The organism is Burkholderia sp. BE12, from assembly GCF_002959955.1.
Classification (GTDB): Bacteria; Pseudomonadota; Gammaproteobacteria; order Burkholderiales; family Burkholderiaceae; genus Burkholderia.
The window spans coordinates 1-14429 of record NZ_PREY01000023.1; the positions used below are offsets into that span (position 1 = coordinate 1).

Genomic DNA, 14429 nt, shown 5'->3' on the forward strand with positions numbered 1-14429 from the left:
AATATGAATCACTTCATAAACCTGACTTACTTTAGTGTGAGACTCTTGATACTTTCGCTTTCTGATCCGAGGATCAGCTCGCTTCCATCAAGCGCCCACACTTATCGGCTGTTAATTTTTAAAGAGCATTTCTGCGAGGAACCTGAGGTTTCCTGGCAGCGCTGCGTTTTCAGCAGCAGAGAAGCGAGATTATGAACCGTGTTTCGCAGCTCGTCAACAACTTTCTAACTGCTTCGTTGCGACTGCGGGGTCCATCTTCCTGCACCGCCAAGGCTCGTTACCACCGAACCTCACCAGCACCGCTTCCCTTCCTCCCGCGCCTCGTTTCCGTTAGCGCGAAAGAGGCGTGATTCTAAGCAGCTCACGCCGTGAGCGCAAGGGGCTTGAAGCAACTTTTTTACAAACGTCGCAACTCGGCCGTCCGGCCGTGTCTGGGCACGATGCCGCTTATGGTGCAAAGAACGGACTAGAATGTGAGGTTCTTCGCCTCTTTCTATATACGTCTTTAATATGCGCCAGCGAATCGCCAAACGCCTCCCCCCCGATGCCGACAAACTGGTCGGTCTGTCGCTTGCGCTCTTCGCGTCGGGCAGCCGCATCGAGGATCGCTTCTGGGAAGCGAAGCTCGATGCGCTGCTCGCCAAGATTGTCCGCAACGGCAATCAGACCACGCTCGATGCCGCGCTCGACCATCTTCAGCAGAATCATCCCGACGCCTACGGTGCGCTCGCCGACATGGCCGAGACACACAGCGAGTCGATGGTGATCGAACACGACGGCCAACCGTACGATGCGCTGCTGGTCGCCGTCCCGGTTCTCGCCTGGACGCGCTACATGATTCCGTCGGGCCCGCTCAAGAGCGACGTTGCCGACGCGCTGCGAACGCACCTGCAGGCTCACGTGCTCGCGAACGGCACCCTCGTCGGGCTCGCACCGTTCCTCTACAGCATCGACCAGTTGCCGCGGCACCACGTGGAAACCTACCGGCTGGCCCAGCAACTCGCCCATGCGGCAATCGGCCAGAACACCCCGAAGCTGAGCTTCGGCGACCTGCCGGAAACCTCGCCGATCCTGGCCGATCCGCGCTTCCTGCTGGCGGTCGTCGCGGCCCCCGCCGGCTCGCCGCTGTTCCGCTGGCAGGAAGAAGAAAACGGCAGTCGGATCGAGCGCGGCCAGTGCCTCGAACAATGGACGGCCCAAGGCGGCCCGAACCTGTCGATCGCGTTGCCCGGCTGCGAGTTCGAATGCCTGCTTCCGGACGCGTACTACTCGGCCTGTCGCGATGCGGACGAACGCGTGCGTCCGCACACCGTCCGAACGGCCATTCGTTATCTATTCGACACACTTGGTGCGGCGCCGCAGGAATTGCGCGCGGTGGTCGCCGGCTTCGGCGAACGTCGTATCGACGAGTATCGCGTCGGCTTCACGCGGCGTGCCAGCAACGACGTGATCTACGGCGTCGTGTGGCCGCTCTACGGCCGTGAAAACGGCGACGTATCGATCGACAACGCGACGCTCGAAGGCGAAGCGCCGATGGAAGGACCGCTCGAGGAAATCGTGAGCCTGCTGAAGGAATGCGGCGTAACCGACGTCCGCCGGCACGCGGGCCGCTTCGAGCCCGAATATTGCGACGACTGCGGCGTGCCGCTTTACGCCGATCCGCTCGGCGAAATCGTCCATGCGGAAATGCCGGAAGACGCGTCACCCGCCCAGCCGCACTTCCACTGACCTACCCCGCAGGCCTCGACAGCCTGCCCTGCCCAAAGCCGCTTCCGGTGCCCGCCGAAGCGGCTTTTTTCTTATCCGACGCCGGTCGCCCAAAATTTCGAACTTTTCCTAAGCCTTTCAGACAAGCAGACAGCGTGTAAGGTCTTTGTCATTATCGGGGCCAGCCAATACCCGACAGCAGGCAATGACTCACTTTACGGAGGTTGAATATGCGGTTCTTGATACTTAACTCAGACGCCGAACGGCGTGACGGACTGAAGACCCTGTTGCGGCAGATCGACCGGCACGCCAGCATCAACGATGCGCCTGACGGTTTCCAGGCGCGCCGGCTGCTGCGCAACCAGCGTTTCGACCTCGTCGCGATCGACTGGCTGGACGTGGGCCGGCTCAGCGAGCTTCAGGCACTCGGCAATGCGTGCTCGCCGACACCGGTCGCCGTCCTGGTCGACGACACCTCGCCCGAAGCCATCCAGCGCTTCTTCAACTACGGCGTCGCGGGCGTGATCCCGCATTCCACGCGGCCGCACCTGATCGTGCGAGCGCTCGAGATCGTCCTGCTGGGCGGACACTACATTCCGCCGATCGCCCTCAGCCTGCTGCCGTCCACGGCGACGACGGCGCGCCACGACGCCCATTTCCAGACGCTCGCCGGCTCGCTGCCCCGGCGGCCGCCGAGCGGCCTCCTGTCGCCGCGCCAAGCGCAGATCATGCGGTTCGTCCACATGGGCAGCACGAACAAGATGATCGCGCGTACGCTCGGCATCAGCGAAGGCACCGTGAAGATCCACCTCGCGAGCATCTTCCAGCAACTCGGCGCCGCGAACCGGGCCGCCGCGGTCGCGATCTACAACGGCTGGCTGTCGCCCCATCTCGAGGTGCTGCTGGCGAACCGTAACCGCGCCCGCAAACCGGCCATAGGAGAACACGGCCCGGCGCCCCTACGTACACAACGGCACGACCGTCCATACCCGTTGCCCACCGCGAATGCCGGCACGCAGGACCTGCCGCTCGCCGCCGAGCCGCCGGCACGGTTCCGGCGCGAGCGCTAGGCAAACAGTCTCGATATTGCGACGGTCGGGCATGTGCAGGCTCCCACCTTTGATGCTCAACGAGTAATATGAACGCATGGGTTTTCTTTTCACACCGCTTCCGCTCTGGATTGGCATCGGTGGCTGGATCGCCGCCGTGGCCCTGCTCACGCTCGCGATCTGGAAGCGCCCCTTCGTACGCCTGCAAGACGCCACGCTTCAGCACGTGTGGCTTGCACTCGTCACTGCGATCACGGTCCTGTGGGCCTCGAACGCATGGCTCGAGGATGGCATCGTCATGCATCTGCTCGGCGCAACGTTGCTCGTCACGCTGTTCGACTGGACACTCGCCCTGATCGCGATGGGCGTCGTCACGGCGATTGCCGCAGTCATCTTCGACGCGCCGTGGCAAGGCATCGGGCTGACCTATCTGATCTACGGTGCGCTGCCTGTCGGCGTGTCGGCGTTGCTGCAGCGCGCCGCCCTCGCCTGGCTGCCGCACAACCTCGCGTCGTTCATCACCGGGCAGGGCTTCCTGTCGCCAGCCATCGCGATCGTCGCGGTCGCCGCCGCGGCGGCCGGCGTCCAGCTCGCGCTCGCGGACGGCGTGCCCGTCGTGATTCCGGCCGGCTATCTGCTGAACACCGCGCTGCTCGCGCTCGGCGAAGCATGGTTCACCGGCATGGCAACGGCACTCATCGCCGTCTATCGCCCTGCGTGGGTCACGACCTTCGACGTCCGGCGCTACCGCCTCGGCGGCCCGCGCGCCTGAATTTCCTCCGGATCGGCTCGGTGCACACGCGTACCGGCGGCCCTCCCGCGGCGCGCGTCGAATACGCCACCTACTGCCGCACAACTTTTTTACGCTAAGATTGAACTCCTGTTCTTCATCGGGCATCTATACGTGCCCGATGTCTCCTTCGCTCCTCACCAATAACCAGATGGACAGCTCACCTGCCTCGCTCCGGATTTTCCGGGCGCTCGGCAAGCTGGCAGCCTGTATCGCGGGCCTGTCGCTTGCGCTTCCCGCTCCGGTATTCGCCGACCTGCTCGACCAGCGCTCCGAACTGATCAACAAATTCGTCAACGAGATGCATGCCGATCCGCTCGTCGCCGATTGTGCGGCGCACGGCAGCTTCATCGCCAGCACGTCGACGGCCTTCGACCGCGTCGACTTCGCACCGAACGCATTCGACAGCGGCAACGCGACGATCACGCCGTGGAACGACTCGTTCGACCAAGGCAAGCAGCGCGTGAAAGTCGACAATATCGTCACCGTCGACGGGCTCGGCATCCACAGCAACGGCGGCGATCCGACGCCGCTGAAATTCCGTTGCGGCTATGTCGGCCAGCAGATGCTCGCGTTCAGCTGGAACGACCCGGTTCCGCCGCTGAAGCCGCGCGTCGAACGCTCGTCGTCTTCGACGAAGAAGTTCAAGGGCAAGTCGCACCGCGGCAAGGCCAAGGCGAAGGCATCGGGCCGCACCGGCAGCAAGAAGGCCGTCGCAACGAAGAAGTCGAGCGGCCAGAACAAAGCCGTGAAGAAAAAAACCGCGAAGAAGTCCTGATACGACGGAGCGGCAGCGACAGCAGCAAAAAAAGCCGGTGCATCGCGAGATGCGCCGGCTTTTTTCATGCGACGACGGCTGCGCTTACGCGAACGTGTCGACGTGCACCAGGATCGCGGCCAGCATCGCCGCGCCGAGCGCCGCGCTGCGCTCGCCGTTCCAGCCGACGCGCTCGTCGGGGAGGTTCGCGTTGTCCTTGAACGGCATTTCGAGCGTCAGCGACAGACAGCCGAACTGGTGGCCGATGTACTTCGACGCGAGCTTCAACGCATCTTCCTTGTACTTGCTCGCCGCGTAGCCGTGCTCGGTCTGGAAGTCGGGGCTCGCGACCTTGAACGCGTCGATGAACGCGGCCTGCTCCTTGCCCTGCTGCTCGGTAAAGCTCGGCAGCATCTCCGAGCCGGCGACGAACACGTACGGCAGATCCTCGTCGCCGTGAATGTCGAAGAACATGTCGCAGCCGATCGCGTGGATGGCGTCGCGCACGGCCAGCACCTCAGGGCTGCGCTCGGCGTCTGGCGCCATCCACTCCCGGTTCAGGTTCGCGCCGGCCGCATTGGTGCGCAGGTTACCGTGCACGCTGCCGTCCGGGTTCATATTCGGGACGATGTAGAACATCACGCGATCGTAGAGCTTGCGCGCAACCGGATCGCCGGCCCAGTCGCCCCATCCGGCCAGCCGCTTGACCAGGCCTTCGACGAACCACTCGGCCATCGACTCACCCGGATGCTGGCGCGCGATGACCCACACCTTCTTCTTCGGCGCACCATCGGTTTCCGGCGTGCCGAGCGTCAGCAGCGACATCGGACGGCCTTCGACCGTGCGGCCGAGCTCGACGACGCTCGCCTGCGGCAACTGCTGGACCGCGCCGAGAAACGCCGCGTGGCGCTCTTCCGAGTACGGTTCGAAATACGCGTAGTAGATGCTGTCGAACTCCGGCGTATGGTCGATGGTCATCGTCTTGCCGTCGAACGTCGTCGGCACGCGGAACCAGTCGACCCGGTCGTAGCTCGCCACCGCGTGGTAGTTGCGCCAGCCGGACGGATACGCGCATTCGGCTGCGTTCTCGAACGTCATCACGCACCGCTCGCCGCGCGCACCCGTCAAGCGGTAGTAAAACCATTGCGCGAACTCCGAACGATTGTCGCCGCGCACGCGCAGCCGGATCGCGTCGGGGCTGTCGCACGACACGACGTCGATTGCACCTGCATCGAAATTACTGGTAATCGAAACGGCCATCTATCTCTCCTTTGTCGATCGGAGTTAGCGCTTTAGCGCTTACTCCGGTCCCATGCAAAGCTGTCGATCGGAGTTGGCGCTTTAGCGCTTACTCCGGCCTCATGCAAAGCTGTCGACCGGTGTTAGCGCTTTAGCGCTTACTCCGGCCTCATGCATGCACCGGCCGTCTCGTGAACGGCCGGCACGGTCACTCGCCGACGCGCCGGCGATATACGTAAGTCGAATCGTTCGACGCAGCCGCATCGAACGCATAGCCGTCGGTCGCGAATGCCTTCAACGCCTTCGGGTCGGCGATCCGGTTCTCGACGACAAAACGCGCCATCAGGCCGCGCGCGCGTTTTGCATGGAAGCTGATGATCTTGTAGCGGCCGCCCTTCCAGTCCTCGAATACCGGCGTGACGACCGGTGCGGCCAGCAGCTTCGGCTTGACCGACTTGAAGTATTCGGTCGACGCGCAGTTGACGAGCACGCGCGCGGCGCCGCTGCGCGTCTCGAGCTGCTCGTTCAGCGCTCGCGTGATGCGGTCGCCCCAGAACGCGTACAGATCCTTGCCGCGCGCGTTCGCGAACCGCGTGCCCATCTCGAGCCGGTACGGCTGCAGCAGATCGAGCGGACGCAGCAGCCCGTACAGGCCCGACAACACGCGCACGTGCTGCTGCGCATAGTCGAGATCGGTGGACGACAGCGATTTCGCGTCGAAACCTTCGTAGACGTCGCCATTGAACGCAAGCACGGCCTGCTTCGCGTTGGCCGGCGTGAAAGTCGGCGACCAGTCGGCGTAGCGCTGGAAGTTCAGGCGCGCGAGCGGATCGGAGATATCCATCAGCGTCGCGATGTCCTGCGGCGACAGCTTGCGCAGGCCGTCGATCAGCTCCGACGCGTCGTCGACGAATGCAGGCTTCGTGTAAGACAGGACGTGCGGGGGCGTATCGTAGTCGAGGGATTTGGCGGGAGAGAGAACGATTATCATAGAGGCTCGCTGGCACGCCGTGCCTTGCGGTCAGACGAAAACCACCGATTGTAACGAATGACCCGCTCTCTCGCCCCGCATGCCGCACACCGCGTCGTGCTCGACTCGAACGTCTGGATCGACATCCTCGTATTCGACGACCCCGCTACGCGACCGATCCGTGCCGCGCTGGAGCACGGCATGCTTGCCGCCGTGATCGACGGCCGCTGCCTGACCGAACTCGAATACGTGCTCGACTATCCGCAGTTCCAGTCGCGTGCGATCGACAAGGCTGCCGCCCTCGCCACGGTCGCCCGGCTCGCGAGCCTCGTCGAACCGCCGCCCGTCGACGCCGACGCGCCGCCGCTGCCGAAGTGCAAGGACCGCGACGATCAGAAATTTCTCGAACTCGCCCGCGCCGCACAGGCCGAGTGGCTCGTGTCGAAAGACCGCGCGCTGCTGAAGCTCGCGAAGCGCACCGCACGCGACTTCGGTTTCCGGATCGCGCAACCCGCGCCGTTCGTGGAGGCCTGCGCACTCGACGCCGCGCCGCCCGCCGCGGCGACGCCCGCCTGACGCCCCCCATCCGCATTCGACCGTATCGATGAACGCTCCTTCAGATATGCCAACGACGCCCGTTTTCCCCTCGCGCCTGCCGAACGTCGGCACAACGATCTTCACGGTCATGAGCGCGCTTGCCGCCGAAAAAGGCGCGGTAAATCTCGGCCAGGGTTTTCCTGATTTCGATTGCGATCCGCGCATCGTCGATGCGGTCGCAACCGCGATGCGCAACGGGCACAACCAGTATCCGCCGATGGCCGGCGTCGCGCCGCTGCGCGACGCGATCGCCGCCAAGATCGCGCAGGTATACGGCCGGCATTACGATCCGGCCACCGAAATCACCGTGACGGCCGGCGCGACGCAGGCGCTGCTGACGGCGATCCTGTGCACGGTGCATCCGGGCGACGAAGTGATCGTCGTCGAGCCGACCTACGACAGCTACCTGCCCTCGATCGAGCTCGCCGGCGGCAAGCCCGTGTTCGTCACGCTGGAGGCGCCCGACTACGCGATCCCGTTCGACCGTCTCGCGGCCGCGATCACGCCGAAAACGCGGATGATCCTGATCAACACGCCGCACAACCCGACGGGTACCGTGTGGCGCGAGGCGGACATGCGCAAGCTCGAGGACATCGTGCGCGGCACCAACGTGCTGATCCTGTCCGACGAGGTCTACGAACACATGGTCTACGACGGTGCCCGCCACGAGAGCGTCGCGCGCTACCCGGAGCTCGCCGCGCGCAGCTTCATCGTGTCGAGCTTCGGCAAGACCTACCACGTGACGGGCTGGAAGGTCGGCTACGTCGCGGCGCCTGCCGCGCTGACCGCGGAGTTCCGAAAGGTCCATCAATTCAACGTGTTCACGGTGAACACGCCGATGCAGATCGGGCTCGCCGACTACCTACGCGACCCGGCGCCGTACCTGTCGCTCGCGGGCTTCTATCAGCAAAAGCGCGACTTCTTCCGGGCCGGCCTCGAACGCACGCGCTTCAAGCTGCTGCCGTGCACGGGCACGTACTTCCAGTGCGTCGATTACTCGGCGATCAGCGACCTGCCCGAAGCGGAATTCTCGAAGTGGCTCACGTCGGAAATCGGCGTGGCCGCCATTCCGGTGTCGGCGTTCTATCACGAGCCGCACGAATCGGGCGTCGTCCGCTTCTGCTTCGCGAAGCAGGAAAGCACGCTCGCGTCCGCGCTCGAACGGCTCGCGCGCCTGTAAGACCCCGCACGCCGCCCTTGGGAAACCGCGCTTACGAACGCACGACCTTCGCCGCTTCGACATACTCCTTGCGCTCGGCCGCCACGCGTTGCGCGGCCGGGCGTTCACTCACCGTCTTCGCGTGCGCCTTCCAGTCGATGCCTGCATCGAGCAGGAAGTCGCGGCCGAAGATGGCCTTCGTCGCCATGCCGATGACCGGCAAATGGACCCACGAGGCGATGTCCGCGAGGCCGAACGATTCGCCGAGCACATACGGCGAAAACTGCGTCATCTGCTTGAATGCATCGATCGCGCGCGGCAGGCGCTTCTCGACGTGCGCCTTCGTCCCGTCGCTGACCTTGCCGCCGAAAAACGCTTCCGTGTACACCTCGCGCGCCATCCACTCGAGATACAGCTCGAGCGTCTCGACCAGTTCGCGCACCTTCGCCGCCGCGAATGGACTCGCGGGCAAAATGCCTTTCTCGGGATAGCGCGCCGCCAGATATTCGATGATCACCTGCGACTCGAACAGCGCGCCCTCTTCGGTCTTCAGAAACGGAATCTTGCCGAGCGGCGAATCGGCGAGCCGGACCGGATCGCTGATCGGCAAACCGCACGTCACTTCCTCGAACGGAATATCGTGCTCGAGCAGGACGAACTTCACCTTGTTGTAGTAGTTGGACAACGGAATACCGCACAGCTGTAGCATCAGGGTCTCCTTCCTTGCTGAAGCGCGGCCGCATCGATGCCGGCCGCATCGGGATTCATCACGCTGAAAAGCACGTTCGTGCTAGTCTAAAGCAAGTCGTGCGTTCGTCATGACGACATTACCTCCGCTGCGGCGTCATCTCCGTCTGTCCGAACGACACGTGCGGCGTCGCCGCCGCGCCACCCGATGGAGACATGCTCGCATGAGTGCTGAACTGCTGGCCTCGCGTCCGCCCGAGAGCGAATCGACGCTCGTCCTCACGCTGTCCAATCCCGGCGCGCGCAACGCGCTGCATCCCGACATGTACGCGGCCGGCATCGAAGCGCTCGCCACCGCCGAGCGCGATCCGGCGATTCGCGCCGTCGTGCTGACGGGTGCCGATCGTTTCTTCTGCGCAGGCGGCAACCTGAACCGGCTGCTCGAGAATCGCTCGAAGGATCCGTCCTTCCAGGCCGACAGCATCGATCAGCTCGCGGCATGGGTAACGGCGATCCGCGCGTCGACGAAGCCGGTGATCGCGGCCGTCGAAGGCGCCGCGGCCGGCGCGGGCTTCTCGCTCGCACTCGCGTGCGACCTGATCGTCGCCGCACATGAAGCAAAATTCGTGATGTCGTATGCGCGCGTCGGCCTGACGCCCGACGGCGGCGGCTCATGGTTTCTCGCCCGCGCGCTGCCGCGTGCGATCGCGGCCGAGATCCTGTTCGAAGGCAAGCCGGTCGCCGCCGAACGCCTGCATGCGCTCGGCGTCGTCAACCGGCTCGCCGCGCCCGGCACGGCATTGAGCGACGCACTGGCATGGGCCGACGTGCTCGCCGGCATCTCGCCGAATGCGCTCACGCGCATCAAGTCGCTGCTCGACGACGCGAGCGCGCAACCGCTGGATGCGCACCTCGGCACCGAGCGCGATCATTTCGTCGCGTCGCTGCATCATGCGGACGGCCTCGAAGGCATCACCGCCTTTCTCGAGAAACGCCAGCCGCGCTACAAGCGCTGATCCGCCGCGTCGGCCTTCGAACCGACCCACGCCGCCGCGTCCATCCGATGCGGCTCGTCGCCGCCGCGCGCAACGTCGCGACGATCCGCGGCCCGGCCGCGCATGCCCGCGGCACGCGCGCTTCCGTCGCCAGCAGCCCGCGTCGATCCATGCTCTAATGACCGCCTGTCGCGGCGCCGACGGCGCCGTTTTCGCGCATGCCATACAGGAGTTGACGATGATCGACGTCTATAGCTGGGCGACCCCGAACGGCCACAAGGTGCACATCATGCTCGAGGAAACGGGCCTCGCGTATCGCGCGCATCCGGTCGATATCGGCGCGGGCGACCAGTTCGAGCCCGAGTTCCTGAAGATCAGCCCGAACAACAAGATCCCCGCGATCGTCGATCCGGACGGCCCCGGCGGACAACCGATCTCGCTGTTCGAATCGGGCGCGATCCTGATCTACCTCGCGGAGAAGACCGGCAAGTTCCTGCCGACCGATCCGGCCGCGCGCTATGCGACGCTCGAGTGGCTGATGTTCCAGATGGGCGGCGTCGGCCCGATGCTCGGGCAGGCGCACCACTTCCGCCTGTATGCGCCGGAGAAGATCGAGTATGCGGTCGACCGCTACACGAACGAAGCGAAGCGCCTGTACAACGTGATGGAAAAGCGCCTCGGCGAATCCGAGTATCTCGCGGGCGACACGTACACGATCGCGGACATCGCGACGTTCCCGTGGACGCGCTCGTGGCAGAACCAGGGCATCGTGCTCGACGCGTTGCCGAACGTGAAGCGCTGGCACGAGGCGATCGCCGCGCGAGCGGCCGTGCAGCGCGGCGTCGAGGTGCTCGCGTCGATGCGCAAGGCGCTGCAGGACGACAAGGCACGCGAGGTGCTGTTCGGCGCAACGCAATACGCGAAACGCTGACAAGCGCATGACGAGCGGAGCGGCATCCGTGCATGCCGCTCCGTGCTTCAGAAGTAATGCAGCGTGATGAACTCCGCCGCGCATACCGGCAGCGGCGCGTCGGGGCGCTCGATCTGCATCGATACCGACCACGTCACCTGGATGCCGCCGCGCGCGGCGTCTGCGATTTCCTTCACCGCGAACAGCGCACGCACACGCGTGCCGACCGGCACCGGCTTCAAAAACCGCACGCGGTTCAACCCGTAGTTCACGCCCATCTTTTGCTCGAAGCGCATGGCGTCGGTCATCAACGCAGGAATCAGCGACAGCGTCAGGAACCCGTGCGCGATCGGCCCGCCGAACGGCGACTCGCGCCGCGCGCGCTCGGGGTCGACGTGAATCCACTGATGATCGCCGGTCGCGTCGGCGAAACCGTCGACGCGCGGCTGGTCGATCTCGATCCAGCCGCTCGCGAGCGGCTCCCCGCCGACCCGCTCCCGCAACGCCTGCGCCGATGCGATCAGCGGCAAGGTGACGTCCGTCATGAGTTCGCGCCCTCCGGACGGCGCAGCCCGAAAATCACCTTGGTATGCACGCTGATCACCGTCTCGCCGGCTTCGTTCATGCCGATCCATTCGGTCGACACGATGCCGCGATCGGGCTTGCTCTCCGACACGCGCTTGTCGTGCACCTTCTGGTACATCGTGATCGTATCGCCGGCGCGGACCGGCTTCAGCCAGCGGATCGAATCGATGCCCGGCGAGCCCATGCTGGTCGAATCCGGCCCGAGCTTCTTGACCAGCAGGCTCATGAACACCGAGCACGTATGCCAGCCGCTCGCGACGAGGCCGCCGAAATGCGATGCCTTCCCCGCTTCCTCGTCGATATGGAACGGCTGCGGATCGTAGCGCTTCGCGAACGTCTTGATGTCGTCGGCCTCGAACGTGTAGCGGCCCACTTCGGTCGTACTGCCGACCACCAGGTCTTCGTAACTGATACCCACTGATAAGTCTCCTTGTCTGGCGCGCTCGCGCGTCGCCGTCATGCTACGTCGGTCTGCGCGAAATCGGGCAGCGCCGCGATGCGGGCGAGGTGATGATCGGTATCGCCGAGCGTCGTCTCGATGATCGACAGCCGCTTGAACAGGTGCGCGGCGGCCACCTCGTTGGTCACGCCCATGCCGCCGTGCAACTGGACGGCCTGCTGGCCGACGAAGCGCGCGGCCGCACCGACCCGCGCCTTCGCGGCCGACACGGCCTTGCGTCGCGCATCGGCATCGCCGTTCGCGTAGCGCACCGCCGCGAGATAGGTCAGCGAACGCGCCTGCTCGGCATGAATGAGCATGTCGACCATCCGGTGCTGCAGCGCCTGAAAACGCGCGATCGGCACGCCGAACTGCTCGCGCGTCTTCGTGTATTCGACCGTCGCGCGATTCAGTTCGTCGAGCGCGCCGACCGCTTCCGCACACAGCAGGAAGGTCGCGTAATCGGCGATCTGCTCGAGTGCCGCCGCGTCGCGCGCACCGCCCGTCAGCAGTCGGGCCGGCGTGTCGTCGAACGCGAGCGTCGCGGCACGCTGGCCGTCGATGGTCCGGTAGTCGACCACCTTCGCGTTGGCCGCATCGCGTTCGACGACAAAGAGGCCGATGCCGCCGCCGTCGACCCGCGCGGGCACGATCCACGCATGCGCCTGGGCGCCGTGCTGAACCACCGACTTGGTGCCGGTCAGCCGGTACGTGCCGCCCTGCTCCCGCGCGTGCGTGTCGAGTTCGTACAGGTCGTAGCGCGCCTGCGGTTCGTGGAACGCGACCGCCAAGCGCTTTTGGCCTTGCGCGACCGCCTCCAGCAGCGCGGCGTCGGCGCCTGCGCCGGAGCCGGCGATCCGCAGTGCTTCGACGCCGACCGCCGTGGCCCAGTACGGCTCGATCACGAGCGCGCGGCCGAGCTCCTGCATCACGACCAGCATGTCGACCGGGCCGCCGCCGAAGCCGCCCTGGGCATCGGGCACGGGCAACGCGGTCAATCCCAGTTCGGTGAATGCGCTCCACTGCGCATCCGACACGCCGGCATCGCTGCGCACGATCGCCTGACGCGTTTCGAAGCCGTATTGCTCGCCGAGATACCGGCGCAGCGCGTCGGCGAACTGCTGCTGCTCATCGGTAAAGCTGAAATCCATGGTTGTCTCCGTTCCCTGATCACAGCCCCAGAATCATCTGCGCGATGATGTTCTTCTGGATCTCGTTCGAACCGCCGTAGATCGACGTCTTCCGGTAATTGAAGTAGTACGCGGCGAGCGGCGCCGCATCGTCGTCGCCCGCGACGCTGTGTTCGCGCTCGCCGTCGAGGAACGGCACGTCGAACGGAGCGGCCAGCGGGCCGATCGCTTCGACCATCAGCTCGGTGAGCGCCTGCTGCACCTCGGTGCCCTTGATCTTCAGCATCGACGCCTCGGGGCCGGGCCCCTTGCCGCTCGTCTCGCGGCTGACGACGCGCAGCACCGTCACCTCCAGCGCCATCAACTCGACTTCGAGCGCCGCGACCTTCGCGGCGAACACGGGATCGGCGAGCAACGGCTTGCCGTTCTTGCGCTGGTTCGACGCCACCCGCTTCAGGAACGCGAGCTCCCGCTTCGACGCGCCGACGCGCGCGATGCCGGTGCGCTCGTGGCCGAGCAGGTATTTCGCGTAGGTCCAGCCGCGGTTCTCGTCGCCGACGAGGTTCTCGACCGGCACCTTCACGTCCTCGAAGAACACCTCGTTGACCTCGTGGTCCTCGTCGAGCATCACGATCGGGCGCACGGTGATGCCGGGCGTCTTCATGTCGATCAGCAGGAACGAGATGCCCTCCTGCTTCTTCGCGGCCGGATCGGTGCGCACGAGGCAGAACATCATGTCGGCGTACTGGCCGAGCGTGGTCCAGGTCTTCTGGCCGTTGACGACGTAGTGATCGCCGTGGCGCTCGGCGCGCGTGCGCAGCGACGCGAGGTCGGACCCGGAACCCGGCTCCGAATAACCCTGGCACCACCAGTCCGAGCCGTCGAGAATACGCGGCAGATAGTGGCGCTTCTGCGCTTCGCTGCCGTATTTCATCAGGACCGGCGCGACCATCGACACCCCGAACGGCAGCACGGTCGGCGCACCGATCCGCGCGCACTCCTCGTCCCAGATGTGCCGCTGCGTCGCGTTCCAGCCCGGCCCGCCATATTCGACCGGCCAGGCAGGCGCGGACCAGCCGCGCTGGCCGAGAATCCGGTGCCAGCTCGCGAAATCCTCGCGGTCGAGTCGTTTGTGATCGAGTACCTTGGCGCGCAGTGCGTGAGGCAAGTTGGCCTCGAGCCAGGCGCGGACGTCGGCGCGGAACGCGTCGTCGGCGGGGGAATAATCCAGATCCATGCGCAGTGTCTCCTGTCGACCAGAGTTAGCGCTTTAGCGCTTACTCTGGTCCCATGCTTCGCGGTCGGCCGGAGTGAGTGCTTTAGCACTTGCTCCGGTCCCATGCTTCGCGGTCGATCAGCGTTGGCGCGTCAGCGCCTACACTGATCCCATGCAAGGCTTGCCGCGACCGTCCGGC

Annotated in this window: 15 protein-coding genes; 8 read left to right on the plus strand and 7 right to left on the minus strand. The window is 65.2% G+C overall.

Features of this window, described 5'->3' with window-relative positions; all coding sequences use genetic code 11:
• Positions 1–510 precede the first annotated feature (510 nt).
• From C4B30_RS23730 to C4B30_RS23745, 4 genes are all read left to right on the plus strand, one after another.
• Positions 511–1728: a DUF2863 family protein gene (locus C4B30_RS23730; protein WP_027784960.1), complete on the plus strand. Its 1218-nt coding sequence runs from the start codon at positions 511–513 to the stop codon at positions 1726–1728.
• A gap of 209 nt (positions 1729–1937) precedes the next feature.
• Positions 1938–2777 carry a LuxR C-terminal-related transcriptional regulator gene (locus C4B30_RS23735; RefSeq protein ID WP_027784961.1) on the plus strand — a complete coding sequence of 280 codons (840 nt, stop codon included), beginning with the start codon at positions 1938–1940 and terminating at the stop codon, positions 2775–2777.
• A 76-nt stretch (positions 2778–2853) separates the two neighbouring features.
• Positions 2854–3528, plus strand: a complete 675-nt coding sequence (locus C4B30_RS23740) for an energy-coupling factor ABC transporter permease (protein ID WP_027784962.1) — start codon at positions 2854–2856, stop codon at positions 3526–3528.
• Positions 3529–3667: 139 nt separating this feature from the next.
• Positions 3668–4324: a BspC domain-containing protein gene (locus C4B30_RS23745; RefSeq protein ID WP_027784963.1), complete on the plus strand. Its 657-nt coding sequence runs from the start codon at positions 3668–3670 to the stop codon at positions 4322–4324.
• Positions 4325–4408: 84 nt separating this feature from the next.
• Here the strand turns inward: C4B30_RS23745 and C4B30_RS23750 are convergent, their stop codons facing one another.
• Both C4B30_RS23750 and yaaA read right to left on the minus strand, forming a co-directional pair.
• Positions 4409–5563 (minus strand): M14 family metallopeptidase, encoded by a 1155-nt coding sequence (locus tag C4B30_RS23750; protein WP_027784964.1) that lies wholly within the window; start codon positions 5561–5563, stop codon positions 4409–4411.
• A gap of 187 nt (positions 5564–5750) precedes the next feature.
• Positions 5751–6533 carry a peroxide stress protein YaaA gene (gene yaaA / locus C4B30_RS23760; protein ID WP_027784965.1) on the minus strand — a complete coding sequence of 261 codons (783 nt, stop codon included), beginning with the start codon at positions 6531–6533 and terminating at the stop codon, positions 5751–5753.
• Positions 6534–6590: 57 nt separating this feature from the next.
• Between yaaA and C4B30_RS23765 the strand changes: the two genes are divergently transcribed.
• Together C4B30_RS23765 and C4B30_RS23770 are read left to right on the plus strand one after the other, a co-directional pair.
• Positions 6591–7088 carry a putative toxin-antitoxin system toxin component, PIN family gene (locus C4B30_RS23765; protein WP_027784966.1) on the plus strand — a complete coding sequence of 166 codons (498 nt, stop codon included), beginning with the start codon at positions 6591–6593 and terminating at the stop codon, positions 7086–7088.
• A 28-nt stretch (positions 7089–7116) separates the two neighbouring features.
• Positions 7117–8289: a pyridoxal phosphate-dependent aminotransferase gene (locus C4B30_RS23770; protein WP_027784967.1), complete on the plus strand. Its 1173-nt coding sequence runs from the start codon at positions 7117–7119 to the stop codon at positions 8287–8289.
• A gap of 31 nt (positions 8290–8320) precedes the next feature.
• On the opposite strand, the gene C4B30_RS23775 is transcribed toward C4B30_RS23770, so the two are convergent.
• A complete protein-coding gene (locus tag C4B30_RS23775) occupies positions 8321–8977 on the minus strand; it encodes a glutathione S-transferase family protein (RefSeq protein ID WP_027784968.1) in 657 nt (218 codons plus the stop codon).
• A gap of 202 nt (positions 8978–9179) precedes the next feature.
• On the opposite strand from C4B30_RS23775, the gene C4B30_RS23780 reads away from it, so the two are divergent.
• Positions 9180–9971 (plus strand): oxepin-CoA hydrolase, alternative type, encoded by a 792-nt coding sequence (locus C4B30_RS23780; protein WP_027784969.1) that lies wholly within the window; start codon positions 9180–9182, stop codon positions 9969–9971.
• A 217-nt stretch (positions 9972–10188) separates the two neighbouring features.
• On the plus strand, positions 10189–10881 hold the full coding sequence (locus C4B30_RS23785; RefSeq protein WP_027784970.1) for a glutathione binding-like protein: 693 nt from the start codon (positions 10189–10191) through the stop codon (positions 10879–10881).
• A gap of 47 nt (positions 10882–10928) precedes the next feature.
• On the opposite strand, the gene C4B30_RS23790 is transcribed toward C4B30_RS23785, so the two are convergent.
• Genes C4B30_RS23790 through C4B30_RS23805 form a run of 4 tightly spaced genes read right to left on the minus strand, consistent with a single transcriptional unit; the run spans position 10929 to position 14251 of the window.
• Positions 10929–11405, minus strand: coding sequence for a MaoC family dehydratase (locus C4B30_RS23790; RefSeq protein WP_027784971.1), 477 nt, complete (start codon positions 11403–11405; stop codon positions 10929–10931).
• Positions 11402–11863 carry a MaoC family dehydratase gene (locus C4B30_RS23795; protein WP_027784972.1) on the minus strand — a complete coding sequence of 154 codons (462 nt, stop codon included), beginning with the start codon at positions 11861–11863 and terminating at the stop codon, positions 11402–11404. Before C4B30_RS23795 ends, C4B30_RS23790 begins: the two co-directional genes overlap by 4 nt.
• 38 nt (positions 11864–11901) lie before the next feature.
• The gene (locus C4B30_RS23800; protein WP_027784973.1) at positions 11902–13035 is read right to left on the minus strand and encodes an acyl-CoA dehydrogenase family protein; all 1134 of its coding nucleotides are present in this window, start codon (positions 13033–13035) and stop codon (positions 11902–11904) included.
• Between the two features lie 19 nt (positions 13036–13054).
• Positions 13055–14251, minus strand: a complete 1197-nt coding sequence (locus C4B30_RS23805) for an acyl-CoA dehydrogenase family protein (protein WP_027784974.1) — start codon at positions 14249–14251, stop codon at positions 13055–13057.
• Between the last annotated feature and the right edge of the window lie 178 nt (positions 14252–14429).

What these genes read in the sequence shown, in the direction of transcription:
- C4B30_RS23730 (WP_027784960.1), top strand. Translation starts at nt 511, where the DNA reads ATGCGCCAGCGAATCGCCAAACGCCTCCCCCCCGATGCCGACAAACTG.
- C4B30_RS23735 (WP_027784961.1), top strand. Translation starts at nt 1,938, where the DNA reads ATGCGGTTCTTGATACTTAACTCAGACGCCGAACGGCGTGACGGACTG.
- C4B30_RS23740 (WP_027784962.1), top strand. Translation starts at nt 2,854, where the DNA reads ATGGGTTTTCTTTTCACACCGCTTCCGCTCTGGATTGGCATCGGTGGC.
- C4B30_RS23745 (WP_027784963.1), top strand. Translation starts at nt 3,668, where the DNA reads ATGTCTCCTTCGCTCCTCACCAATAACCAGATGGACAGCTCACCTGCC.
- C4B30_RS23750 (WP_027784964.1), bottom strand. Translation starts at nt 5,563, where the DNA reads ATGGCCGTTTCGATTACCAGTAATTTCGATGCAGGTGCAATCGACGTC.
- yaaA (WP_027784965.1), bottom strand. Translation starts at nt 6,533, where the DNA reads ATGATAATCGTTCTCTCTCCCGCCAAATCCCTCGACTACGATACGCCC.
- C4B30_RS23765 (WP_027784966.1), top strand. Translation starts at nt 6,591, where the DNA reads ATGACCCGCTCTCTCGCCCCGCATGCCGCACACCGCGTCGTGCTCGAC.
- C4B30_RS23770 (WP_027784967.1), top strand. Translation starts at nt 7,117, where the DNA reads ATGAACGCTCCTTCAGATATGCCAACGACGCCCGTTTTCCCCTCGCGC.
- C4B30_RS23775 (WP_027784968.1), bottom strand. Translation starts at nt 8,977, where the DNA reads ATGCTACAGCTGTGCGGTATTCCGTTGTCCAACTACTACAACAAGGTG.
- C4B30_RS23780 (WP_027784969.1), top strand. Translation starts at nt 9,180, where the DNA reads ATGAGTGCTGAACTGCTGGCCTCGCGTCCGCCCGAGAGCGAATCGACG.
- C4B30_RS23785 (WP_027784970.1), top strand. Translation starts at nt 10,189, where the DNA reads ATGATCGACGTCTATAGCTGGGCGACCCCGAACGGCCACAAGGTGCAC.
- C4B30_RS23790 (WP_027784971.1), bottom strand. Translation starts at nt 11,405, where the DNA reads ATGACGGACGTCACCTTGCCGCTGATCGCATCGGCGCAGGCGTTGCGG.
- C4B30_RS23800 (WP_027784973.1), bottom strand. Translation starts at nt 13,035, where the DNA reads ATGGATTTCAGCTTTACCGATGAGCAGCAGCAGTTCGCCGACGCGCTG.
- C4B30_RS23805 (WP_027784974.1), bottom strand. Translation starts at nt 14,251, where the DNA reads ATGGATCTGGATTATTCCCCCGCCGACGACGCGTTCCGCGCCGACGTC.